25 protein-coding genes are annotated in these 25,018 nt (G+C 32.1%); 18 read left to right on the top strand and 7 right to left on the bottom strand.

What is annotated here, in order from left to right:
* Positions 1 to 9: 9 nt before the first annotated feature.
* On the top strand, positions 10 to 1,197 hold the full coding sequence (locus LQ682_RS10175) for a CamS family sex pheromone protein (RefSeq protein WP_103269083.1): 1,188 nt from the start codon (positions 10 to 12) through the stop codon (positions 1,195 to 1,197).
* Positions 1,198 to 1,540: 343 nt separating this feature from the next.
* Here LQ682_RS10175 and putP (LQ682_RS10170) read toward each other — a convergent pair whose 3' ends face one another.
* Together putP (LQ682_RS10170) and putP (LQ682_RS10165) are read right to left on the bottom strand one after the other, a co-directional pair.
* Positions 1,541 to 3,073 carry a sodium/proline symporter PutP gene (gene putP, locus LQ682_RS10170; protein WP_147640999.1) on the bottom strand — a complete coding sequence of 511 codons (1,533 nt, stop codon included), beginning with the start codon at positions 3,071 to 3,073 and terminating at the stop codon, positions 1,541 to 1,543.
* Between the two features lie 259 nt (positions 3,074 to 3,332).
* On the bottom strand, positions 3,333 to 4,862 hold the full coding sequence (gene putP / locus LQ682_RS10165) for a sodium/proline symporter PutP (RefSeq protein WP_239724215.1): 1,530 nt from the start codon (positions 4,860 to 4,862) through the stop codon (positions 3,333 to 3,335).
* 165 nt (positions 4,863 to 5,027) lie between these two features.
* Between putP (LQ682_RS10165) and gatC the strand changes: the two genes are divergently transcribed.
* From gatC to LQ682_RS10115, 10 genes are all read left to right on the top strand, one after another.
* Entirely contained in the window at positions 5,028 to 5,327 is a 300-nt protein-coding gene (gatC, locus tag LQ682_RS10160) for an Asp-tRNA(Asn)/Glu-tRNA(Gln) amidotransferase subunit GatC (protein ID WP_016999054.1), read from the top strand.
* A 3-nt stretch (positions 5,328 to 5,330) separates the two neighbouring features.
* The gene (gatA, locus tag LQ682_RS10155) at positions 5,331 to 6,797 is read left to right on the top strand and encodes an Asp-tRNA(Asn)/Glu-tRNA(Gln) amidotransferase subunit GatA (RefSeq protein WP_064204893.1); all 1,467 of its coding nucleotides are present in this window, start codon (positions 5,331 to 5,333) and stop codon (positions 6,795 to 6,797) included.
* A gap of 6 nt (positions 6,798 to 6,803) precedes the next feature.
* Positions 6,804 to 8,231: an Asp-tRNA(Asn)/Glu-tRNA(Gln) amidotransferase subunit GatB gene (gene gatB / locus LQ682_RS10150; RefSeq protein WP_064204894.1), complete on the top strand. Its 1,428-nt coding sequence runs from the start codon at positions 6,804 to 6,806 to the stop codon at positions 8,229 to 8,231.
* Positions 8,232 to 8,440: 209 nt separating this feature from the next.
* A complete protein-coding gene (locus LQ682_RS10145; protein WP_239724213.1) occupies positions 8,441 to 9,406 on the top strand; it encodes a diacylglycerol kinase in 966 nt (321 codons plus the stop codon).
* A gap of 60 nt (positions 9,407 to 9,466) precedes the next feature.
* Positions 9,467 to 10,840 (top strand): 23S rRNA (uracil(1939)-C(5))-methyltransferase RlmD, encoded by a 1,374-nt coding sequence (rlmD, locus tag LQ682_RS10140; RefSeq protein WP_103269086.1) that lies wholly within the window; start codon positions 9,467 to 9,469, stop codon positions 10,838 to 10,840.
* Positions 10,841 to 10,860: 20 nt separating this feature from the next.
* The gene (locus LQ682_RS10135) at positions 10,861 to 11,559 is read left to right on the top strand and encodes a GNAT family N-acetyltransferase (protein WP_239724211.1); all 699 of its coding nucleotides are present in this window, start codon (positions 10,861 to 10,863) and stop codon (positions 11,557 to 11,559) included.
* A gap of 110 nt (positions 11,560 to 11,669) precedes the next feature.
* Positions 11,670 to 12,806, top strand: coding sequence for a PQQ-dependent sugar dehydrogenase (locus LQ682_RS10130; protein ID WP_239724208.1), 1,137 nt, complete (start codon positions 11,670 to 11,672; stop codon positions 12,804 to 12,806).
* Positions 12,807 to 12,901: 95 nt separating this feature from the next.
* On the top strand, positions 12,902 to 13,447 hold the full coding sequence (locus LQ682_RS10125; RefSeq protein ID WP_016999043.1) for a DUF3267 domain-containing protein: 546 nt from the start codon (positions 12,902 to 12,904) through the stop codon (positions 13,445 to 13,447).
* A gap of 68 nt (positions 13,448 to 13,515) precedes the next feature.
* Positions 13,516 to 14,583 carry a DNA polymerase IV gene (gene dinB / locus LQ682_RS10120; RefSeq protein ID WP_016999042.1) on the top strand — a complete coding sequence of 356 codons (1,068 nt, stop codon included), beginning with the start codon at positions 13,516 to 13,518 and terminating at the stop codon, positions 14,581 to 14,583.
* A 119-nt stretch (positions 14,584 to 14,702) separates the two neighbouring features.
* Complete coding sequence (locus LQ682_RS10115) at positions 14,703 to 14,918, top strand: hypothetical protein (protein ID WP_016999041.1); 216 nt, start codon at positions 14,703 to 14,705, stop codon at positions 14,916 to 14,918.
* 40 nt (positions 14,919 to 14,958) lie between these two features.
* Here the strand turns inward: LQ682_RS10115 and LQ682_RS10110 are convergent, their stop codons facing one another.
* Both LQ682_RS10110 and LQ682_RS10105 read right to left on the bottom strand, forming a co-directional pair.
* Positions 14,959 to 15,522: a 3'-5' exonuclease gene (locus LQ682_RS10110; protein WP_016999040.1), complete on the bottom strand. Its 564-nt coding sequence runs from the start codon at positions 15,520 to 15,522 to the stop codon at positions 14,959 to 14,961.
* 195 nt (positions 15,523 to 15,717) lie between these two features.
* On the bottom strand, positions 15,718 to 16,224 hold the full coding sequence (locus tag LQ682_RS10105; protein ID WP_016999039.1) for a ferritin: 507 nt from the start codon (positions 16,222 to 16,224) through the stop codon (positions 15,718 to 15,720).
* 146 nt (positions 16,225 to 16,370) lie between these two features.
* Here LQ682_RS10105 and murT point away from each other — a divergent pair, with 146 nt between their 5' ends.
* Positions 16,371 to 17,681, top strand: a complete 1,311-nt coding sequence (gene murT, locus LQ682_RS10100; RefSeq protein WP_103269089.1) for a lipid II isoglutaminyl synthase subunit MurT — start codon at positions 16,371 to 16,373, stop codon at positions 17,679 to 17,681.
* Positions 17,681 to 18,403: a lipid II isoglutaminyl synthase subunit GatD gene (gene gatD, locus LQ682_RS10095; protein WP_016999038.1), complete on the top strand. Its 723-nt coding sequence runs from the start codon at positions 17,681 to 17,683 to the stop codon at positions 18,401 to 18,403. The genes murT and gatD overlap by 1 nt, the downstream gene beginning before the upstream one ends.
* Positions 18,404 to 18,458: 55 nt before the next feature.
* Here the strand turns inward: gatD and LQ682_RS10090 are convergent, their stop codons facing one another.
* Complete coding sequence (locus LQ682_RS10090) at positions 18,459 to 19,460, bottom strand: FUSC family protein (RefSeq protein ID WP_016999037.1); 1,002 nt, start codon at positions 19,458 to 19,460, stop codon at positions 18,459 to 18,461.
* Between the two features lie 95 nt (positions 19,461 to 19,555).
* On the opposite strand from LQ682_RS10090, the gene map reads away from it, so the two are divergent.
* From map to LQ682_RS10065, 5 genes are all read left to right on the top strand, one after another.
* Positions 19,556 to 20,311 (top strand): type I methionyl aminopeptidase, encoded by a 756-nt coding sequence (gene map, locus LQ682_RS10085; protein WP_016999036.1) that lies wholly within the window; start codon positions 19,556 to 19,558, stop codon positions 20,309 to 20,311.
* Between the two features lie 160 nt (positions 20,312 to 20,471).
* Positions 20,472 to 20,861, top strand: coding sequence for a hypothetical protein (locus LQ682_RS10080; RefSeq protein WP_016999035.1), 390 nt, complete (start codon positions 20,472 to 20,474; stop codon positions 20,859 to 20,861).
* 15 nt (positions 20,862 to 20,876) lie between these two features.
* Complete coding sequence (gene liaF / locus LQ682_RS10075) at positions 20,877 to 21,587, top strand: cell wall-active antibiotics response protein LiaF (protein WP_016999034.1); 711 nt, start codon at positions 20,877 to 20,879, stop codon at positions 21,585 to 21,587.
* Complete coding sequence (locus LQ682_RS10070) at positions 21,584 to 22,627, top strand: sensor histidine kinase (protein ID WP_016999033.1); 1,044 nt, start codon at positions 21,584 to 21,586, stop codon at positions 22,625 to 22,627. The genes liaF and LQ682_RS10070 overlap by 4 nt, the downstream gene beginning before the upstream one ends.
* Positions 22,617 to 23,246, top strand: a complete 630-nt coding sequence (locus LQ682_RS10065) for a response regulator transcription factor (protein ID WP_016999032.1) — start codon at positions 22,617 to 22,619, stop codon at positions 23,244 to 23,246. Before LQ682_RS10070 ends, LQ682_RS10065 begins: the two co-directional genes overlap by 11 nt.
* Before the next feature lie 136 nt (positions 23,247 to 23,382).
* Here LQ682_RS10065 and LQ682_RS10060 read toward each other — a convergent pair whose 3' ends face one another.
* Together LQ682_RS10060 and LQ682_RS10055 are read right to left on the bottom strand one after the other, a co-directional pair.
* Positions 23,383 to 23,952, bottom strand: a complete 570-nt coding sequence (locus LQ682_RS10060; RefSeq protein WP_016999031.1) for a beta-class carbonic anhydrase — start codon at positions 23,950 to 23,952, stop codon at positions 23,383 to 23,385.
* A complete protein-coding gene (locus LQ682_RS10055; RefSeq protein ID WP_064204900.1) occupies positions 23,936 to 25,003 on the bottom strand; it encodes a YihY/virulence factor BrkB family protein in 1,068 nt (355 codons plus the stop codon). The genes LQ682_RS10060 and LQ682_RS10055 overlap by 17 nt, the downstream gene beginning before the upstream one ends.
* Positions 25,004 to 25,018 lie beyond the last annotated feature (15 nt).

The following is a 25,018-nucleotide window of genomic DNA, read 5'->3' as shown; positions in this document are numbered from 1 at the left end:
GTTAATGATATGAAAAAAGGGTTACTAATATTAGCATCTGTTATGTTACTTACAGCATGCTCATCTGATACAACTCAAAAAGATAACCAAAACAAATCTGAAAAAGATAAAGAACAAACAAAACAGATTTCTACTGGTATGCAAATCTCAAATGATTATTATCGTACTTTATTACCATTTAAAATAAGTGCTGCTAGAGGATTAACACAAGATAATATGGTATCTAGTTATAATAGCGAAGCATTTGAAAGTGGCTTGTTAGACATTAGTAAACAAACATTTTCACCTGATGAATATTTGTACCGTGATGGTCAATATCTTGAAAAAGATACAGTTAGAGCTTATTTAGCGCCTAAATATACTAAAGATGAAATAAAGAATATGAGTGCTGAAGAAAAGGAAGAAAAACAAGCTGGTGAAAATTTAGGTCTGAACCCAAGTCATAAAGGCGAAACAGACCCTGAAAAAATAGCTGAGAATTCTCCTACATACTTATCTCATATTATTGAGCAAGATTACTTTACCGAAAGTGATGCTAAGAAACAAAAGATCTCAGGTATGACGATCGGTTTAGCAATGAACAGTGAGCATATATATCAAAAAGAAGAATATGGTGAAACATATACTAAAAAGTTAGATGAAAAAGAAGCAGAGAAACAAGGTAAAGAAATGGCGGAAGAAATCTTATCTCGATTACGTGTAAGAGATGATATAAAAAATATCCCGATTAATTTTGCTATATTCATTCAATCAGGTGAAGGTGATATTAAACCTGGTAAGTTTGTAACATATGGAACAAGTGAAGGCGGTGAAAGGTCAGTTAAAAGCTGGGAAAATATGAATGAAAAACATGTCACGATTCCATCATCAGAAGCAGCTGATTTAGACAAAAATTTAAATTCTAATTTCGAACAATTTAACCAGGACTTACAAAAATATTTCCCTAATTTTACACAATCAGTAGGTACAGGTAAGTTTGAAGATGATAAATTAACAGAGCTTGAAATTAAAATTCCACTAGATTATTATGGCAAAGCCGAAGTTATAGGTGTGACGCAATATGTCGCAGATTTATCTGAGAAGTACTTTAAAGGTATAGATGATATTGAAATTTCAATAATTGATGGGGAAGAACCACAGTCTTTAATTACTAAAACAAAAGATGATAAAGAACCAGAAATTCATATTTACAAATAAATAAGAGCTTAAAATAATTCTCCTAATCCGTTAATTTTTAAATAGCAGATTAGGAGAATTTTTAATATAGGAGTGGGGTAGAAATCTCGTTATTGCCAAGATTATGGAGAAAAGGGAGCAAGGCTACCATTATTGACACGTTTGGTGAGAAAAGGCAATAAGACTCCTAAAAATTGCAAGACGTAGCCCACGTGCAACATAATGTCCTCGAATGTTGCAAGACGCGACCCACGTGCAACATAGCGTCTCCAGTTTACCACTATCAATACATAATAAAGCTCCCAATCCATCGGATCGGGAGCTTTACTCTGACTACAAATATTATAATCTATAATCATTTATTTTATTTTTCATCTAAAATACGATTCATTTTATCTAGATTATCAATAACGTGTTTTTCTGGTTTTTTCGTAAATGAACTTACAACTGTTGTTACAACAACGTTAGTTAAGAAACCAGGGATAATTTCATAAAGTTCGAAAATACCTCCGTGTCCTTTCATCATAATCCAGAATAATACTACGATAGATGATGTTACCATACCTGCGATAGCGCCATTTTTACTTAAGCCTTTCCAGTATAATGACATTAATACTAGAGGTCCGAATGCTGCACCGAAACCAGCCCAAGCATTACCTACTAAGTTTAAAATAGTATCGTTTGGCGTCCATGCTAACATCATAGCAACGATTGCTACAAGTAATACTGCAAAACGTCCTATTAATACAAATTCTTTATCTCTATCTGCTTCTTTACCTCTTTTTCTAGTTATAATCTTATAGAAGTCTTGAGTTAAAGCACTTGATGTAACAAGTAATTGAGATGAAATTGTACTCATGATAGCAGCTAATATAGCAGCTAAGAAGAACCCACCAACTAATGGATGGAACAATACTTGACTCATTAAAATAAAGATTGTTTCTGGGTTATCAATTGTTTGAGTTGTATCATGAATGTACGCAATACCAGTTAAACCAACTAAACAAGCACCAATTAATGAAATAGCCATCCAGCCAATGCCGAAACGTCTAGCTTTTGGTAAAAGTTTATGAGATTTAATTGACATGAAACGAACGATTATGTGAGGTTGACCAAAGTAACCTAAGCCCCATGCTATTAAACCAATGATACTAATTGCTGAAGTACCTTTAAACAAATCAAGGTTTGTAGGTTTTACTTCTGCAACTGTGTTAAATGTATCAAAACCATTTAGCGTTATTAGTGCTGCAATAGGGACCATAACCATCGCTATTAACATAATGACACCTTGGAAGAAGTCTGTTAAAGAAACAGCTAAGTATCCTCCAAAGAAAGTATATATTACAACGATACCCATTGTTAAAATAGCTCCAAGTCTATAATCTAAACCGAATGCACTTTCAAATAGTGTACCACCAGAAACCATACCTACTGATGTATACAATGTAAAGAATACTACTATAATAATACCTGAAATAACTTTTAATACATGTGTATTGTCTGCTACGCGTTTTTCAAAGAAATCTGGAATTGTAATCGCGTTTCCTGTGTGTTCTGTATAAACACGTAATTTTGGTGCGACTAATATGTAATTTAACCAAGCACCTACTGTTAAACCGATAGCTAACCATGTTGCTGATAGACCAATGCTATAAACTTCTCCCGGAAGCCCCATAATCATCCAACCACTCATATCGGATGCACCAGCGGATAAAGCTGTTACGTAAGGACCTATACTACGGCCACCTAACATGTACTCATCTAAATTGCTTGTAGATTGTTTATATGCATAATAACCAATCGCTAATAGTACAACAAAATAGACTATAATCATGAAGTAAGTCTGCCAGCCTGAAACAACTCCAGCACTAACGTCAATTTGTCCTAAAATAAACATTTTCCCGCTCCTTTATATTTTTTATATATTTTAAAGTTGCACGTTGCCCATTATACACAATTGAAATAATATTCAAAGGGTAAAAAGTAACCAAAGTGTATATTTAGCTTACCATGTTTTGATTTTCATGTCACAAATTGTACACAATTCGAATAAAAGTAAAATATGCTGACGCCTGTGTTTATGTAGGGTATAGCGAATTTTTAAAATTCAGCCAAAACTTAAAAGTTTGACTAATTAAAATATTAAAAATTTCTTATTAATTTTTTAGAATTTTAACCATTTCATCAAAATTATTTACTGTTTTTTCCTCTGGAGGATTTGTGAATAGGCTTACAATGATTGTTAAAATCATACTCATTATAAAACCAGGAATAATTTCATAAAATTCAAAAATACCGCCGTGTTCTTTCATTAATATCCAAAATATTACAATTAGTGAACCACTTACTATCCCAGCTATAGCTCCGTATTTAGTAAGGCGTTTCCAATATAACGATAATAGTACAAGGGGACCAAATGCCGCTCCAAAGTCAGCCCAAGCATTTCCCACTAAATTGAGTATTGTATCGTTTGGATGCCAAGCAATATACATTGCGATTAAGGATACGATTAATACTGAAATACGTCCGACGAGAACGAACTCTTTTTCGTGTTCTTTATCTTGTAATGTCTTACCTCTTAAAAGCATATAAAAATCTTGAGTTAATGCACTAGAAGTGACTAGTAATTGTGAAGATATCGTGCTCATAATAGCTGCTAAAATAGCTGCTAAGAAAAATCCGCCGATTAATGGATGGAATAAAAATTGACTCATCACAATAAAAATAGTTTCAGGATTATCGACTTTTACATTGTTTTCTTCCACAAAAACGATACCGACAAGACCTGTAATACATGCTCCGATTAAAGAAATTGCCATCCATGAAATACCGATTCTTCTAGCTCTCGGCATTAATTTGTGAGTTTTAATAGACATAAAACGTACTATAATATGTGGTTGACCAAAGTAACCTAACCCCCAAGCGAGTAAACTGATAATGCCAACCGTTGTTGTTCCTTTAAACCAATCTAGACTAGTGGGGGTTAATCGGCCGACTTCTGAAAATGTATCTAGACCATTTAATTTGAGTATAGCTACTATTGGAACGAGCACTAAAGCTAATATCATAATGACACCTTGAAAAAAGTCAGTTAATGATACAGCTAAATAACCTCCAAATAATGTATAGAGAATAACGATGCTAGCAGCTAGTATTAAACCGACATGATAGTTTAATCCAAATGCACTATTAAATAAAACACCGCCTGCTACCATTCCTGAATGTGTGTATAAAGTAAAGAATATGACGATTACTAAACCAGAAATTATTTTTACAATTCTAGTATTGTCCGATAATCGCTTTTCAAAGAAATCAGGTAATGTTATCGCATTGTCGGAAAGCTCTGTGTAAATTCTTAAACGTGATGCAACTAATACGTAATTAAGCCATGCACCAATCGTTAACCCGATAGCTATCCAAGTAGCTGATAATCCAATACTATAAACAGACCCAGGTAGCCCCATAATCATCCAACCACTCATATCAGAAGCCCCAGCAGATAATGCTGTTACTAATGCACCTAAATCTCTTCCGCCTAACATATATTCGTCAAGCGTGCTTGTCGATCTTTTGTATGCATAAAATCCGATTGCTAACAAAATCGTAAAATATACAGCAATCATGACATATGTTTCCCAAGAAGTTTCGACTTTTACATTTTTAAACGTATTTCCAAGTATTAACATGAAAAACCACCTCTCACTCATTGACTTAAGTTCAGAAATTATTCTGATAATTTATTATACATCAATGTATACGCTTTCATGTAGTTATTTTCTATTAACTTTAGATTTTTATATGAAAATTTGTTAAAATTATATGATGTTAGATTAACTAAGGAGGCGTCGCACATGACGAAAGTAACATCTGAGCAAGTTGAACATGTTGCTAATTTAGCTAGACTTGAAGTTTCACAAGACGAAGTCAATGAATTCACACAATCGTTAGAGGATATCTTAAACTTTGCAGGACAATTAGATGAAGCTAATACAGAAAATGTTGAGCCAACATTCCACGTATTAGATTTACAAAATGTTCTAAGAGAAGATAAGAGTGAATCAGGGATTCCTCAAGAAGAAGCATTAAAAAATGCTAAAGAAACTGAAGCTGGCCAATTTAAAGTACCAGCTATTATGAACGAGGAGGACTAAAGCATGACAATTCGTTATGAAACGGTAGAACGTTTATCAGAAATGATTAAAAACAAAGAAATCAAACCATCTGATATCGTAAGAGACATTTTTGATGCAATTGAATCAGATGATAAAAACATAAAAGCTTTCTTAGCTCTTAACAAAGAAGAAGCTTTAAAACAGGCAGAAGAACAAGATAAATTACAAGCAGAAGATAAAATGGAAGGTAAACTATTTGGTATTCCAATGGGTATCAAAGATAACATTATTACTGAAGGCGTAGAAACGACTTGTGCAAGTAAAATGTTAGAAGGTTTCATTCCTATTTATGAATCTACTGTAATGAATCAATTAAAAGCTGAAAATGGAATTTTAATTGGTAAATTAAACATGGATGAATTCGCAATGGGTGGTTCAAACGAAAATTCTTATTTTAAGAAAACCGTAAACCCATTTGATCATAAAGCTGTTCCTGGTGGTTCTTCTGGTGGTTCAGCAGCTGCAGTTGCGGCTAGTTTAGTACCATTCTCATTAGGTTCAGATACAGGTGGTTCAATACGCCAACCTGCATCATATTGTGGTGTAGTAGGTATGAAACCTACATATGGACGTGTATCACGTTTTGGTTTAGTTGCATTTGCATCTTCATTAGACCAAATTGGACCGATTACACGAAACGTAAAAGATAATGCTTTAATTTTAGAAACAATCGCAGGTCATGATGAAAAAGATTCAACAAGTGCACCTGTTGAAGATGTAGATTTCACTTCAGAAATAGGTAAAGACATCACAGGATTAAAAATAGCAGTTCCAGAAGAGTTTCTTGGTGAAGGTGTATCTGAAGATGTAAAAAATTCAGTTACTGAAGCTGTTAAAACTTTAGAATCTTTAGGTGCTACTGTTGATCGCGTTTCATTACCGAATACTAAATATGGTGTAGCAAGTTATTACATCATTGCATCTTCAGAAGCGTCTGCAAACCTTGCTAGATTCGATGGTATCCGTTATGGTTTCCACTCTAAATCTGCAAATACATTAGAAGAGTTATATAAAAAATCTCGTGGCGAAGGTTTCGGAGATGAAGTTAAACGTCGTATTATGTTAGGAACATTTGCATTAAGTTCTGGTTATTATGATGCTTATTACAAAAAAGCTCAAAAAGTAAGAACATTAATTAAACAAGACTTTGAAAAAATATTTAAAGACTATGATGTTATCGTTGGACCAACTGCTCCAACAACAGCATTTAATATTGGTGAACAAGTTGATGACCCATTAACAATGTACGCGAATGATATTTTAACAATTCCTGTTAACTTAGCTGGCGTACCATCAATATCAATTCCTTGTGGTAAATCAAATGGTCGTCCAATTGGTTTACAAATTGTTGGTAAACCATTCGATGAAAAAACATTATACAAAGTTGCTTATCAATATGAAACACAATTTAACTTACATGATGACTATAAAACATTACAAGGAGAGTGAATCTGAATGCATTTTGAAACAATAATCGGCTTAGAAGTACACGTCGAATTAAAAACAGAATCAAAAATGTTTTCACCATCACCAGCTCATTTTGGTGCTGAACCGAATACAAACACAAATGTAATAGATTTATCATATCCAGGTGTTCTACCAGTAGTAAACAAAACTGCTGTAGATTGGGCTATGCGTGCAGCAATGGCATTAAACATGGATATTGCTACAGAATCAAAATTTGATAGAAAGAACTATTTCTATCCAGATAATCCGAAAGCGTACCAAATTTCACAATTTGATCAACCAATTGGTGAAAATGGTTGGATTGATATAGAAGTTGACGGCGAAACAAAACGTATTGGTATCACACGTTTACACATGGAAGAAGATGCGGGTAAACTGACTCATAAAGATGGTTATTCTTTAGTCGACTTAAACAGACAAGGAACGCCATTAATTGAAATCGTATCTGAACCAGATATTCGCTCACCTAAAGAAGCGTATGCTTACTTAGAAAAATTACGCGCTATTATCCAATACACTGGCGTATCAGACTGTAAAATGGAAGAAGGGTCACTTCGTTGTGATGCTAACATTTCATTACGTCCATACGGCCAAGAAGAGTTTGGTACTAAAGCAGAATTGAAAAACTTAAACTCTTTCAACTATGTTCGTAAAGGTTTAGAACATGAAGAAAAACGTCAAGCTGAAGTTTTATTAGCAGGTGGAGAAATTCTACAAGAAACTCGTCGCTTTAACGAAGCTACTGGCGAAACAATCTTAATGCGTATTAAAGAAGGTTCAGACGACTATCGTTACTTCCCAGAACCAGATTTAGTGCCACTTTATGTTGATGATGAATGGAAAGAACGTGTAAGACAAACAATTCCTGACTTACCAGACGTTCGTAAAGAGCGTTATGTAAATGACTTAGGTTTACCAGCATACGATGCTCACGTATTAACATTAACTAAAGAAATGTCTGATTTCTTCGAAGAAGCGATTGAGCATGGAGCAGACGTTAAATTGACTTCAAACTGGTTAATGGGTGGAGTTAATGAATATTTAAATAAAAATCAAATCGATTTACAAGATACTGCATTAACACCAGAAAACTTAGCTGGAATGATTAAGTTAATTGAAGATGGAACAATGAGTAGTAAAATTGCGAAAAAAGTGTTCCCTGAATTAGCTAAAAATGGCGGCGACGCTCAACAAATTATGAAAGATAAAGGTCTTGTTCAAATTTCTGATGAAGAAACGTTATTAGGATTTGTTACTGAAGCATTAGACAATAATCCACAATCAGTAGAAGACTTTAAAAATGGTAAAGGCAAAGCAATGGGCTTCTTAGTTGGTCAAATTATGAAAATTTCAAAAGGACAAGCGAACCCTCAAGTTGTTAACCAATTACTAAAATCAGAATTAGAAAAAAGATAAAAGATAAATATATGGGTCTGAGACATACTTAATTGTCTCAGACCCATTTTTTCTTTGGTATAACCTTTGTTATTACTTAATACTTTGTGGAATCAATTAAAATGAAATATAAAAATATTTATAGTACACAAAACGTTAATATATTTTACTTTCTAATATGTATCATTTGCTATAATATAAAGATATAAGAATATACAAGAGGGATCACAATGAAAAAAAGAGCTAGAATCATTTATAATCCAACATCAGGTAGAGAGTTATTTAAGAGAGCACTACCAGACGTGTTGATTAAATTAGAACAAGCTGGATACGAAACAAGCGCTCATGCTACAACGAGTGCTGGAGATGCTACATATGCTGCTAAAGAAGCTTTGAAACATGATTATGATGTTATTATAGCAGCTGGTGGAGATGGTACTCTTAATGAAGTTATCAATGGTATCGCTGAAGCAACTAATCGACCTAAATTAGGTTTAATTCCAATGGGGACGGTAAATGACTTTGGAAGAGCATTGCTTATACCTAATGATATTATGGAAGCTGTAGATACAATCATTAAAGGTGATCTCGTGCCAGTAGATGTTGGTAAAATGAACAATCGCTACTTTATAAATATTGCTGGTGGTGGTAAAATCACCGAAGTATCATATGAAGCACCAAGCAAATTAAAGACTATGGTAGGGCCATTAGCTTATTACATCAAAGGTTTAGAAATGTTACCACAAATTAAATCAACAGATATTCGAATTGAATATGATGGTAATGTTTTTCAAGGTGAAGCCATGATGTTTTTAATAGGTTTAACAAATTCAATTGGTGGTTTTGAAAAATTAGTACCAGATGCTGAAATCAATGATGGTAATTTCACTTTATTAATATTAGAGAAAGCTAATTTTGCTGAACTTGGTCATATTATGACATTAGCTTCTAGAGGCGATCACATTAACCACCCTAAAGTACATTATACAAAAGCAAAAACGATTAACGTATCATCATTTGAACAAATACAGTTGAATGTAGATGGTGAATTTGGTGGCGTTCTACCAGCCAATTTTGTGAATTTAAAAAGACATATACAAGTATTTTCTAAATTAGAACGTGTGAAAGCAGAACATGGTATTGAAACTGTAGAACGAGAAAGAGAAAGACTTCACGAAGAGCAAACTGAAGAATAAATACATAGGGACATTTAACTGTCCCTTTTTTCTATGTTGTACGTGAAAGAAGGAGAAATTATGGCAAGTATAGTAAATAAAAACGAAGTGTATACGGGACAAGTTATAGATTTTACACATGAAGGTCATGGCGTTGTAAAATTTGATAGATACCCAATATTTGTACCAAATGCAATTAAAGATGAAGAAATAGAATTCCGAGTTATAAAAGTAAAAAAGCAATTTGCTATTGGTAAACTGTTAACTATAAAAGAAACATCAAATGAAAGAGTTGAACCACCTTGTGAATATTATAAAGTTTGTGGTGGGTGTCAATTACAACATTTAAGCTACGAAGCCCAATTACAAATGAAAAAAGAACAAGTCGTCAATTTATTCAAACGTAAATCGAATTTTGAAGATACCGTTATACATGACACAATAGGTATGGAGAACCCTTGGCATTACCGTAATAAATCTCAAATACCAGTCGGGAAAAATAAACATGGTGAAATTGAATTAGGATTTTATAGACAAAGAAGCCATGATATTGTAAATATCGATCACTGCATGATACAAGATAAGAAGCATGACACAATTATGGTTAAAATAAAGCGATTAATAGAAGATTTGAATTTAAGTATTTATAACGAACATAAGCATAAAGGTGAATTAAGACATATCATCTTAAGAACAGGTTATTATACTGGGGAAACTATGGTTATTTTTGTAACAAACAGTAAACAATTAAGTCATAAAAATCAAATCATAGAATTTATTACTTCAGAATTTGATAATGTAGTTAGTATTAAACACAATGTGAACCGAGAAAAATCAAATGTTATAATGGGAAGAACTTCTTATACACTTTATGGACAAGATACAATTACAGATCAACTAGCAGAATATCAATTTAAAATATCAGATACATCTTTCTATCAAATTAATCCAACTCAAACCGAAAAACTATACAGCAAAGCATTAGAATACGCACAATTAAACGGTGAAGAAACAGTAATTGATGCATATTGTGGAATTGGCACAATAGGGTCATATATGTCACAAAAAGCTAAACACGTATATGGTGTAGAGATAGTAGAACAAGCTATAGAAAACGCAAAAGAAAATGCGAAAATCAATCATATAGAGAATGCGACATGGGAAGCAGGAAAAGCAGAAGAAGTTATATTAAAATGGCAAAAAGAAGGTATCAAGCCAGAAGTCGTTATGGTCGATCCACCAAGAAAAGGGTGCGATCAAACATTCATAGAAACACTAATTGAATTGTCACCAAAGCGTATTGTGTATATATCATGTAATCCAGCAACACAAGTAAGAGATGTAGAAATCTTAAAAGGAAGCGGCTATCAACTAAAAGAAATAACTCCTGTAGATATGTTTCCACACACGACACATGTAGAAACAGTCGCTTTAATAGAGAAAATAAGTGAATAAATAAGTAATGGGGTGATTAAATGAAACAGAGAATTAACGAATATAACCTACCAATTGGTGAAGAGTTACCTAACTGGCAGCCAAGAAAGTTTCCTACTGATATACATTATGTCGGTAAGTATACTATTATTACTCGGTTATCTCATTCACACACTAAAGACCTCTATAATGCATATAGAGATTCTCATCCTAGTAATTGGACTTACTTACCATATGAGTATCCTCAAGACTATGAATCTTTTGAAGAAGAGTTAAACGAAAAGATTGAAAGCACGACAATTATCTTCTATGCGGTGATAAATAAAGAGACAAACAAAGCTCTAGGAATATTTAGTTTAATGAGAGTTGATCAAGCAAATGGAGTAGTCGAAGAAGGACATGTTAACTTTTCAGATTCATTAAAAAGAACAAGAATGTCTACAGAAGCACACTATTTATTAGCGAAATATGTATTCGAAGAACTTCAATACAGACGCTACGAATGGAAATGTGATTCTTTAAATGCTAACTCCTATAAAACTGCATTACGTTTAGGTTTTCAGTATGAAGGGACTTTCAGAAACGCTGTAGTCTATAAAAATCGCTTAAGAGACACATGTTGGTTTTCCATGTTAATAGAGGAATGGCCGAAGCATAAACAAGCATTTAATAAATGGTTGGCAGAAGAGAATTTTGATGAAGAAGGAAGACAACTTCACAGGTTAGAAGAATTTAAGTAAATAAATTTATTAAACAACCAGTTTATTAGCTGGTTGTTTTTTATTATTTTGAGCGATATTATTGTTTGTAAACGCATTCATCTGTATAAATAAGTTAAGGAGGGTTGTTTATGAAACGAATGTTGGCAAGTGCTATTTCTGTAAGTTTTTTATTAACGGCTTGTGGTAATGATTCTGAGGAGAGTGTGAATAAGACTGAAGAGAGTAGTGATGAAAAGCAAAATGATTCTAATAAACAACAAAGTGATTCGGATGAGAAGAAGTCTAATGATGAGGAATCTAAAGGTATGGAGACTGTGGTTGATGGTTTGAACACACCTTGGTCTATTGAGAAGATGGATAATACTTTTTATTTAACTGAGCGTCCTGGCAAGATTGTTAAGATTGAGGGTAATCAGAAGACTGATCAAAAGGTGAACTTAGATGAGAAGATTGCAACTGCTGCTGAAGCGGGATTATTAGGCTTTGTGTTGGCACCTGACTTTAAAGAATCCAATGAAGCTTATGCTTATTATACGCATGAAGGCAACGAAGGGCAGTTTAATAGAATTGTAAAATTGAAGTTAGATGGTGACTCATGGGAAGAAGAGGAAGTATTATTAGACAAAATTCCGAGTGGAGATTTCCATCATGGTGGTCGATTGAAGATTGGTCCTGATGATAAGTTGTATGCTACTACTGGTGACGCTGCAAATGATGAAATTGCACAAGATAAAGATTCTTTAGGTGGCAAGATTTTAAGGTTAAATTTAGATGGTAGTAAACCGAAAGATAATGCATTTTCAAATTCATATGTTTATAGTTATGGTCATAGAAATCCGCAAGGTCTTGTGTGGCCTTCAGATAATAAGCTTTATGCTAGCGAGCACGGAGACTTAGCTAATGATGAAATTAATGACATAAAGAAAGGTAAAAATTATGGTTGGCCGGTTATAGAAGGTAATGAAGAAAAAGATGGTATGGTGTCACCGTTATTTACTTCTGGAGCAGATGAAACATGGGCTCCTTCAGGTTTAGCTTACCATGATGGGAAAATCTATTCTGCAGCTTTAAGAGGTGAAGCAGTTCTAGAATTTGACACTAAAAATGATAAAGTTAAAAAGGTCATTACAGATCACGGACGTATTCGAGATGTCATGATTGAAGGAGAAACGTTGTATTTCATTAGTAATAATTCAGATGGTAGAGGTAATCCTTCTGATAATGATGATAAGCTATATAAAATACCATTAAACCAATTAAAATAATATCAAATAAGTTAAATTAAGAATAGAATTAATATCGTTTTTAATCTATAATATGAGGGGACGGATAAAGAGATTCAATCTGATGGAGGAATTGTATGTTAAAAATTGACTTACTCAATAGCACTTCTATATTAAAACGATTAGCATTATTACAATTTGTCCTATTTCTTTCACTCGTATTAATTGGTTTTAAAGTAATGGCGAATTTTATATATATACAAGAAGAAGGTATTCTTAGAAATATTATTGTAGGTGTTATTGGTTTAATAATTTTAATATTTATTCATGAACTTATTCATGGTATTTGTTTTAAAATTTTTCAACCATCGAAAAAAGTAAAATACGGTTACAAGAGTGGTATGTTCTACGCATCTATGCCAAAAGAAATATTTACACGTAGACAATTTTATACCATTGCGCTAGCTCCATTTGTAATTATTAGTATTGGTTTACTTTTGGTACTATTATGGTTGAAATTAAGTTCGATTATATATATTTTTGCATTCCATGGTGCAGCTTGTATAGGGGATTTCTATATGGTGCAAGTTTTATATAATCATCAACAAATGAAATATATCGAAGATACTGATGTAGGCATAAATTTATATACTGACAAGAAAAACATATCTTCAACAACTTAATACAATTTTTGTTATAATATATAGGAATTTGGGAAACCATATTCCTATTTTTTATTGAGGTGTTAAAGATGGAACGTCGAATCATTCATATAGATATGGATGCATTCTTTGCTCAAGTAGAAGTGAGGGATAATCCAAAGTTAAAAGGTAAACCGGTTATCATCGGTGGTAGAGCTTCTGGACGTGGCGTTGTATCGACTGCAAGCTATGAAGCTAGAGAATATGGTGTACATTCTGCGATGCCTATGGCTAGAGCCCATCAATTATGTCCTGATGGTTATTATGTTCGGCCTAGAATTAATCATTATAGAGAAGTTTCTAATGAAATTATGGAGATATTTAAAAGTTATACTGATATAGTTGAACCATTATCTTTAGATGAGGCATATTTAGATGTAACTGAACTAGTTCGCAGAGATTTATCAGCCTCTACTATTGCTCAATATCTTCAAAGAGACATTTACGATAAGACACAACTTACTTCTTCGGCAGGTGTTTCGTATAATAAATTTTTAGCAAAACTTGCTAGTGGTATGAACAAGCCGAGTGGTAGAACAGTTATAAATTATGAGAACACACATGACTTATTGATGTCACTACCAATAGGTAAGTTTGCAGGAGTAGGTAAAGTGACTGAAGAAAAAATGAAAGAATTGAACATCCATACTGGTCAAGATTTATATGATTATAGTCAAATGGAACTTATTCAAATGTTTGGGAAAAGAGGATTGAGTTTTTATAATAAAGTAAGAGGAATTGATAACTCACCTGTTAAACCAGTAAGAATTAGAAAGTCTATAGGTAGAGAAACTACTTTTGAAACAGACCAAAATGATGATGATTTCATATTAAATAAAATACGTACTTTAAGTGGAGAAGTAGCTGTTAGAGCAGATAAGCACGAACTTGCAGGTCGTACTATAACGGTGAAAATGAAAACTCATAATTTTGAAACATTGTCTAAACAAACAAGTGTGAATAACCCTGTACATGATGAAGTAGAAATATATAACATTGCATATGAACTATATAACAGTCTTAAAGATCAAGATACAGCAATTAGATTAATTGGTGTTTCAATAGGAAATTTAGTGTCTAAAACATACCGGAATTTGACGATATATGACTTTTTATAAGTAGAAAACTTGATAAAGTGTTAAAGTACTAGTATCCTAATATAGATTGTGATTAAGTTTTGAAATCACATTGAACGGGTATTTATTCATTATTCATTATTCAGAAAGTAGAGATTGATATGAAATTTAAATTTGCTATTATCGGAATAACAGTATTAATGATTTTACTTTTTGTAAAGAGTACAATCGATACAGGAAGTTTTGATATTGTTAAATTAATAGGTATTGTTGCTATCGCTTTATTATTATTCTGGGCAGATCGAAAATTAGAAAGACCAGTCAATAAAGCAAGTCTTAAAAGAGATATTAAAAAAGAATTTCAGCACAAAGAATAAAATAAAAAATAGGGAAGCAACTTTTAATTAAGTTGTTTCCCTATTTTTTATATACATATTTTTTGTCAGATAAAGTTTTACCGTAAATGTTTATGACACTGTTTAAATCTTGATAGTGTTGCAACAATCTATAAGTGATAATTGCACATGCTTTTGCATCGTTAAGAGCGTGGTGATGACCTTTAAAATCAATATTATAATAAGACATCATATGCGCTAAACCGTATCTATGATTATTTACTGTTTTTCTTGCTAATATACAAGAACAAAAATATGTCATATCGGGTATTTCTATATTCAATTTGATAAGCGATTTAAATAATACATTCATATCAAATTTTGCATTGTGTGCGACAACAGGTAAATCGCCTATGAAGTCCATCATATAAGGGAAGACTACATCAAAAGTAGGGGAGCTTTCCACATCAGATGGTTGTATTTTATGAATTTTAATATTAAATTTAGAAAAATAATCTTTAGGATTAACTAAAGTATAAAAATCTTCAGTAATTTGATGGTCAACAACTTTAACCATTCCTATTGAACAAATACTTTCAGGATTGCCGTTAGCCGTTTCAAAATCTAACGCGACAAATGAAGACATTCAATCACTTCCTTTGAAAGTCATTATATGGATATATAATGAAAATGTAAATAAAATTGTTCGAAATGATAAAAATAAAGATGGTGGGGAGGGTTAATGTTACAAGACGAGATCCACGTGCAACGTTCAACTTTAAAATTGCAATATAAAAAGGTCTAGGACATTTATGTCCTAGACCTTTACTTATTTTAAGAATCATTCACCATCTTCATCAAATTGACGAGCAGCTAATTCTTTTTCATATATAAATAGTGCGTTATTATCTTCTTGTATTCTTTCTAAGTAGTCAATGTGTGTTTCAAACATTGATTCTTCTTCAACTTGTTCATCTAAGAACCAATTTAAGAACGAAATAGTCGCAAAGTCATTTTCATTTTTAGCGATTTCCGATAAGTTATAGAAGCGTCGTGTTACATCTCTTTCTTGTTCAAGGCCATCTTTAAATGTTTCTAATAATGAATTAAATTCAGTCTTTGGAGCTTCTAATGATGTAAAGATAGCTTTTTCACCACGGTCATTTATATAATTATAAATTTTCATACCGTGAAAACGTTCTTCTTTAGCTTGTTGAATATAGAAGTTTGCAAAACCGTCATAACTCTTATCCGCACAATATGCTGCCATAGCCATATATGCGTGTGCTGCATAAAACTCGTGATTTAATTGATTGTTTAAAGCGTCTAGTATATTTTTAGATAACATTTAAAATCTTCCCTTCTATAATAAACTTGTTTATATATTTATTATACATTATTTGTAAGGGTATACCAATGTTTTAACTTAGTGAAAGTCTTTTTTAAAAGCTTTTGAACGTGTTATAATAATATGACAGAATAAGGAGGTAACGTATGAAGAAGTATGTTGCGAAAAATATGGCTAAACTTGCTAGGTTTGCAAGTAGAAAAATGGGAAAACAAGGTACCGACCTTCCGGGACAAGTCGCTCGTAAGATAGATCCACTTATATTAAGAAAGTTAGCAAATGATGTTGATGAAATTGTAATGATAAGTGGAACAAATGGTAAGACGACTACTTCCAATTTAATTGGCCATACTTTAAAGAAAAATAATATAAATATAATACATAATAATGAAGGTGCCAATATGGCAGCGGGTATTACTTCAAGCTTTGTTATTCAGTCTAATAAAGATACTAAAATTGCTATTATCGAAATTGATGAAGGTTCAATACCAAGAGTATTGAAAGAAATGACACCAACGATGATGGTCGTAACAAACTTCTTTAGAGACCAGATGGATAGATTTGGCGAGATTGATACAATGGTCGATAATATAGCTAATACAATTAAAGGTAGGGGTATTAAACTATTATTAAATGCTGATGATCCATTCGTAAGTAGATTAAAAATTGCTAGTGATGAAGTTATATACTACGGCATGAAAGCGGGCATTCATGAATTTGAACAAAGTACGATGGTTGAAAGTAAATATTGCCCGAATTGTGGTCGATTATTAAATTACAAACATGTTCATTACAATCAAATTGGTCATTATGATTGTGTTTGTGGATTTAAACGTGAAAAACCTAAATATGAAGTTTCCTCCTTTAAACAAGAGCCATTTATAGATGCAGGTATAAATGGTACTATTTTTGATATGAAAATAGCTGGAGACTACAACGTGTTTAATGTTGTTGCTGCATATACAGTTTTAAGGGAATTAGGGTTGAACGATAAGAGTATTAATGCCGGGTTTGAATCTTATACGTCTGATAATGGGCGTATGCAATATTACAAAAATCGTCATAAAGAAGTATTAATTAACTTAGCTAAAAATCCAGCTGGTTTAAATGCTAGTCTATCAGTAGGTGAACAAATAGATTCGGAGAAAGTATACATTATCAGTTTAAATGATAATGGGGCTGATGGTAGAGATATTTCTTGGATTTACGATGCGGACTTTGAAAAGTTATCACGCCAAAATATAAAAGCAGTTATATGTACGGGACAAAGAGCTGAAGAACTAGCACTTAGATTAAAATATGCAGAAGTAGATGCAGACATTATCATTGAAAAGTCTATTGAAAAAGCGACTGGAATGTCAATGGAGTATCCTCAATTTACTGTTGCTATACCTAACTATACTTCACTATCTCCGATGCATCGTGTACTAAATAGAGCGTTTAAGGAGGAAGTATAATGTCAGCGATAAAAATATTTCATTTTATGCCAGATAAATTAAATCTTTACGGAGATATCGGTAATATTATTGCTTTAAAGCAACGTGCTAAATGGCGCAATATTAAAGTAGAAGTCGTAGATATTATAGATACAGAAGGTTTGAGTTTGGATGATTGTGATATTTTCTTTATTGGAGGAGGCAGTGACAGAGAACAAAGTCTTGCTACTGAACAACTTAAGAAAATTAAAACACAACTAAAAGACGCAATCGAAGACGGCTTGCCAACATTAACGATTTGTGGTGGTTATCAGTTTTTAGGTTCTGAATATGTAACGCCAGACGGTACGAGACTTGAAGGCTTAAATATTTTAGACATATATACTGAATCTAAAAAACAAAGGCTTACTGGAGATATTGTTATGGAGTCTGAAACATTTGGTCAAATTGTTGGTTTTGAGAACCATGGTGGTCGTACATATCATGAATATCCATCACTTGGTAAAGTTATAAATGGGTACGGAAATAATGATACAGATAAAAAAGAAGGTATACATTATAAAAACTTAATAGGTACGTATTTACATGGACCAATATTACCAAAAAATCATGAAATTACTGATTATTTATTGAAAAAAGCTTGTGAAAGAAAAGGGATTGAATTCAGTCCAGAAGAATTAGATAATTCAGTTGAAGAAGCAGCAAAACGAGCTATTATAAATAGGTTGTTAAAAGAAAAATAATATAAAAACAAAAGTCTGGGACATTATCAATGTCCCAGACTTTTGTTTTATTACTTTAACCCTTTTTCGTTATATTAGAAAAACGATCGTTTATAATTCGGTTTATCATTAAGATTTCGTATATGATATGGCTTTTTATTTGGTTTTCATCAAATTCATCGAGGCCTTTAACGCTGTTTTTAAGGATAGATGCGGCTTTTTTCTGCTTTTTAAATTCTTTATGATTTAATAAATCTTTATAAGAAATGATTAAATTAGAAATTGCTCTTCTTTCATTTTCAGTAAACGTTATGAATGTTTCTTCAGGTAAATAAATGAGATTTAATAAATGAGAATTCAATAATCTATTTGTGTGATACGCCATTTCTACTTTTCTAATATATGCTTTAGATTCTTTTTTCGTACGGTGATAATCATATTCTTCTTTTTGATATTTAATCAATTGTTCTATTTTTGTTGCTGACTGTTGCAATGAAGTCATTTGTTTCATTGATATATTAGATTCATATTCTCCAATGAGTAATTCTTTTAATCTGTTTATGTAAATTTCTAAAATACGACGTTCCATATTTTTATTTATGTTTTCAATTTGTGTAATATATTTTGGTGGTAATATAATGAAGTTTACTAAACCTGCTGTTGTTAACCCGATTGTCGTTGTTGCTAAACGAGATATAAAGTTATATACGAAAGCATCATGGATAACAGGCACCATTGCAACCGCTGTAATAGCAGCTACGAGCATACCATCTATAAGTTTAAGTTGGTAACATACAAATATAGTTACTGTAGCAGCCAAAGAATAACTTAATGGCGACTCACCGAAGAAGTATGTACTGATTACTGCTATAAATGCGCCTAATATAGAAGCTGGGAAGCGGACAAAAGCTTTTTTTAAAGATGCTTTTGCTGTAGGTTCTATTGTGACAATTGATGTTATAACCGCAAAAATGGGATTTAAATTCAAAACCATACATATTAGTGCAGTTAAAAATGTAGCTAAACCTGTTTTGATAATTCTTGCACCTATAAATCTGATTAACCAATTTTCTTTCATATACAAAACTCCGAAATCATTTTTTTATAGTATACCATGTATTTTCTGATATAATAAAGACGACAAAAAAATTTAAAAGAAAGAACGGGATTTAAATGATTATTCAAAACAATGAAGAACTTGAAGGCCTTAAAGAAATAGGCAGAATCTGTGCAATAATTCGTGATGAATTGAAAGAAGCAACGAAACCCGGAATTACAACTAAAGAGTTGGATAACATAGCGAAGGAAAGATTTGAGGAATTAGAAGCAGAATCTGCTCCTATCGCAGAATATGATTTTCCTGGTTATACATGTATAAGTGTAAATGAAGAAGTTGCGCATGGTATTCCTGGTAACCGTGTAATCAATGAAGGTGATTTAGTTAATATAGATGTTTCAGCAAGAAAGAATGGATACTATGCTGACACAGGTATTTCTTTCGTTGTAGGAGAAGCAGATGATCCTAAAAAACAACTTGTAGTAGATGTTGCAGCAATGGCTTTTGAAGAAGCAATGAAAAAGATTAAACCAGGCACTAAATTATCTCAAATTGGTAGAGCTGTAAATTCTACAGCAAGAAAGAATGGCTTGAAAGTAATTAAAAACTTAACTGGCCATGGTGTTGGTCGTTCACTACATGACTCACCACAACATGTTATGAACTATTTTGATCCTTTAGAAAAGCAATTGCTAAAAGAAGGAATGGTGTTAGCAGTTGAACCGTTTATTTCATCAAACGCTACAATTGTTGGCGATGGTAAAAATGAATGGGCATTTGAGACGAAAGATAAAAGTTTTGTCGCTCAAATAGAACATACTATAGTTGTTACTAAAGATGGACCATTATTATTAACGAAATTAGAAGACTAAAAACAGAGGCTGAGACATTGATCAATGTCTCAGCCTAATTCATTCTATATACTTTCTTATCTAAGACTAAGGACCTATAGAAAGTTGGTTCCTAGGTCCATTTCGAGATTTTTAATAACATTTTATAATAGAGGTTAATCTGAAAGAAATAGGTGATTCTATGTTTAATGTTGTTTCAAATCAATTAAAGCAACTTATTCTTGTTTCTTATTATGAAAGTTTAGATACATGTGCAAAGCAATTAGATGTTAAAATAAAAGCAATGGAAGAATATATTTTATATTTAGAACAAAAGCGTCAAAACTTATTTGAACTAATTGAAAAGTATACTTTAGAATTAGACAATAAGTATATGGACAAAATAGAAGACTTTAAAATTACGTATGCCAAAAAATTAGAAGACCATGATTTAGTATGGTTACAAAAACAAATCAATATGTTAGAAAGTGATTCAGCAAAGATTGAAGAAACGATAAAACGTACTTTAGATCAAATTGCACATGCTGTAGCTGAGCGGTCAATGCTCACACAAATGAATTCGCTTCTCTAAAATAGGAGTGGTAGATTGAAGAATAAATTTATATCGACAGAATTATTAATTGTATTAACAATTTTAATTTTATTATCGAATATTTACTATATCTTCTTTGAAAAAATAGGATTACTGCTTGTTGTAATAACGGGCATGATTTTTATTTATGTAGGCTATTTATACTTCCATAAATTAAGAGGTCTAATTTTATTTTGGATAGGGGCTATCTTGTTAATTTATGCGTTACTTTCAAACCCGTATATGCTTATGATTTTATTTTTATTTTTAATATTTTTAGTGATTCGCTATATCATATACAGGAAGAAACCTTTGAAAGTCGAGCATGTCGAAACGACAGCTAACGAAAACATAAATGAGTCTTTCATTAAACAACGTTGGTTCTTACCTCAAAAAACACCTCACTACATATATAAATGGGATGATATCCAAATTCAACAAGCTGTAGGAGATGTAGAATTAGATTTATCTTTAGCTGCCAATTTATCCGAAAACAATGTAATAGTTGTAAGGCAACTTATAGGTAAAACTCAAGTTATCGTACCATATAATTACCAAGTTAATGTACATGTTACAGCTCTTTTTGGTAGATTATATTTAAATGACGAAGTTTACAGAGTTAAAAATGAAACTGTACACTACAACGTTAATAGTCACAAAAATACATTTAAAGTGAATATATTTTACTCAACATTTATGGGAGATGTTGAGGTGATTTTCCGATGAATAACTATTCACGTATCATTGGTTCAATGTTAATACTTGTTTATTCAATTGTAGTTGTATTGTTTTTCTTAGATCGAATATTTATTAACATTATTTATTTTCAAGGTTTGTTTTATACACAAATAATGGGTATACCTGCCTTTTTATTCGTTAATATTGTTGTTATACTTCTTTGTATTATCATAGGTTCAGCAGTAGCTTATAAGATTAATCAGCAACACCATTGGATTAAAGAACAATTAGAACGTTCCTTTCAAGGTGAAGTGTTGGGCGTTAATAATCATGAAATAGATTTACACAAAGAAACGTTAGAAATTTATCAAACTTTAATCCCATTACATGAAGAACTTTATACATTAAGGTTGAAATCTCAACAAATTATTAATGAGTCTTACCAAATGCAAGATTCTGTTGTAAAGAAAATTATAGAAGACGAAAGACAAAGATTAGCTAGAGAACTACATGATTCTGTCAGCCAACAATTATTTGCTGCGAGCATGATGTTATCTGCTATTAAATCTACTGAATTAACCGATCCTTTAGCAAAACAAGTTAATTTATTAGAAAAGATGATTCAAGATTCACAACTTGAAATGAGAGCATTGTTACTCCATTTAAGACCATTAGGTTTAAAAAACAAATCATTGGGTGAAGGTATTAAAGATTTAGTCGTCGATTTAAAACAAAAAATACCTATGAAAGTTGTTTATGATATAGAGGATATAGAAATTGCTAAAGGTACTGAAGACCACTTGTTTAGAATAACGCAAGAAGCAATTTCAAATACATTACGTCACTCTAAAGGTACGAAGTTATCAATAGAATTAATCGAAACAAGCGATTACGTTATTTTAAGATTACAAGATGATGGCGTAGGCTTTGACACATCTAAAAGAGATCCTCAAAGCTATGGTTTAAATACTATGAATGAACGTGCACTTGAAATTGGCGCAACACTTAATATTATTTCTATGCCTAATTCAGGAACGAGAATAGAAGTGAAGGTACCGAATAATAAGGAGGAAGAGTATGACAATTAGAGTATTATTCGTTGATGATCACGAAATGGTAAGAATAGGTATATCAAGTTATTTATCAACACAAGAAGATATCTCAGTAGTGGGTGAAGCTGCTTCTGGTAGAGAAGGAATCGAGAAAGCAGAAGAACTGAAACCAGATATAATATTAATGGATTTAGTGATGGATGATATGAACGGTATCGAAGCAACTCAATATATTAAGCAACACCAGCCAAGCGTTAAAATTGTGATGTTAACAAGTTTTATAGATGACAATGAAGTATATCAAGCTTTAGATGCAGGAGTTGATAGTTATATTTTAAAGACAACTTCAGCAGATGATATCGCTAATGCTATTCGTAAAACTTATAATAAAGAATCAGTATTTGAAGCGGAAGTATTAGTTAAAATGCGTAACCGTATGAATCAAAAAGCTGAATTATTTGAGATGCTCACAGATCGCGAAATGGAAATACTATTATTAATTGCAAAAGGCTATTCTAATCAAGAAATTGCTAGTGCTTCACATATTACGATTAAAACTGTAAAAACACATGTAAGTAATATTTTGAGTAAATTAGAAGTACAAGATAGAACACAAGCTGTTATTTACGCTTTTCAACACAATTTGATAAATTAAAAATAAGTACACACATACAAAATCATATATAAATAAATGCTGCTACTCGGTTGACTAAAATTCAACGAAGTAGCAGCATTATTTTGACTATGTGATTGATATTTAAATCTCTAATAGTATTTTACAAGTTAAAGTGCTATTTAATAGCGTCATAACCGTTTTGTATAAGTTCCAATGACCCGTCATGTGGATCAATGACTAATCCATGTATCGGAATTGATTGGTCGAATAATGGATGATTATAAATTTTTTGTATGTTCGATTCAATGTTCTGTATTACATCGTCAAATCCTCTTAAAAATCGTTGAATGTCAATGCCAGAGTGTTGAATCGTATTTAATGTATCTTGAGTAACACCACGACTTTTCATAGTTTCAATTACTGAACCTACATCAAGGTTACCCATTCCGCAATCTTTATGACCCATTATAATAATTTCTTCTGCGCCAAGAGCGTATATTGCCACTAATAAACTTCGCATTGTTGATCCATATGGGTGCGATATAGTAGCACCTGCATTTTTAACGACTTTAACATCACCGTTTTTAAAGCCTAATGCTTTTGTTGATAGTTCGGTAAGCCGTGTATCCATACAAGTTAATATAACTGCTTTTGCGTTAGGTGTTTTTGTAGTAATAAAGTTCTCATATTCTTTGTTTGCCACAAAGGTCTGATTGAATTTTAAAATATCATTCAATAGAGGCATTCGTCATCTCACCATTTTCTGCTATATTATCAAAAGTTTGCTGTTCTGGTGGCCCATGTTTAAGCATTTTCTTTTGATGTAAAACAGCATTTATTTCTGCTCCAATGATAATGATTAATCCTGTTAAGAATAACCATAACATTAACACGATAATACCTCCGATACTACCATATGTTTTTGAGTAGTTAGCAAAGTTATTAACATATAGTCCAAATAGGGCACTTGAGCCTAACCATACAATTGTAGTAAAGGCAGCACCAGGAATTACTGAAAGTAATTTAATTTTAATATTTGGAGCTAAAGCGTAAAGCGTCATAAATACTATAAATGTCACGATTAGTGGTAACACAAATTTAATTAAACTAAAGATCCAACGTAATTCAGATTCTAAACCAAGTGGACCAAATAATAGATTACCAAGTTGTTGTCCAAATATTGGTAATGCAATTGCTAAACCAAATACAACAACCATAATGATTGTGAAGAACACACTCATTATTTTTAATACGATTGCGTTACGGCCGTCTTCGACATCATATGCAACATTAAATGCGTTCATTAAAGCTGTCATTCCGTTTGATGCGGACCAAAGCGCCGCAATTAAACCGAATGAGAATAGGCCGCCACTAGCGTTCTGCATGACGTCATCAATTATACCGGTAATCAGTTTAGCTGTATCGCCAGGAGCATTTTCCGAAATCATGTTCGTAATTGTATCTGGACTAATTTGGAACAACGGAATCAATGTTAATATAAAGATAAGTGTAGGGAATAATGCTAATAAGAAGTAGTAAGATAGCTGTGCAGCTAAACCTGTAGCATTATCTTTACTAATTCTATATAATAACGTAGTTAAAATATTACCATTTTTAGTGTATTTTGCCGGCTTATTTATTTTTGATACAAAAAATATTTGATTATCTTTTTTTGGTGTTTTAGATTCAAACACTTGAGGTTGAATATAGTTTTCTTTTTTTATAGACTTTTTTTGTTCATCTTTAAAGTGTTTAGCTTGTTCTAAAAACTTTGAGCTAGATTTATCTTTTGCCATAAAAATTCTCCTAAT

It is taken from the genome of Mammaliicoccus sp. A-M4 (assembly GCF_022386955.1).
Classification (GTDB): Bacteria; Bacillota; Bacilli; order Staphylococcales; family Staphylococcaceae; genus Mammaliicoccus; species Mammaliicoccus lentus.
The sequence above is the reverse complement of the archived record's forward strand: the minus strand, read 5'-3'. Positions and strand labels throughout refer to the sequence as shown.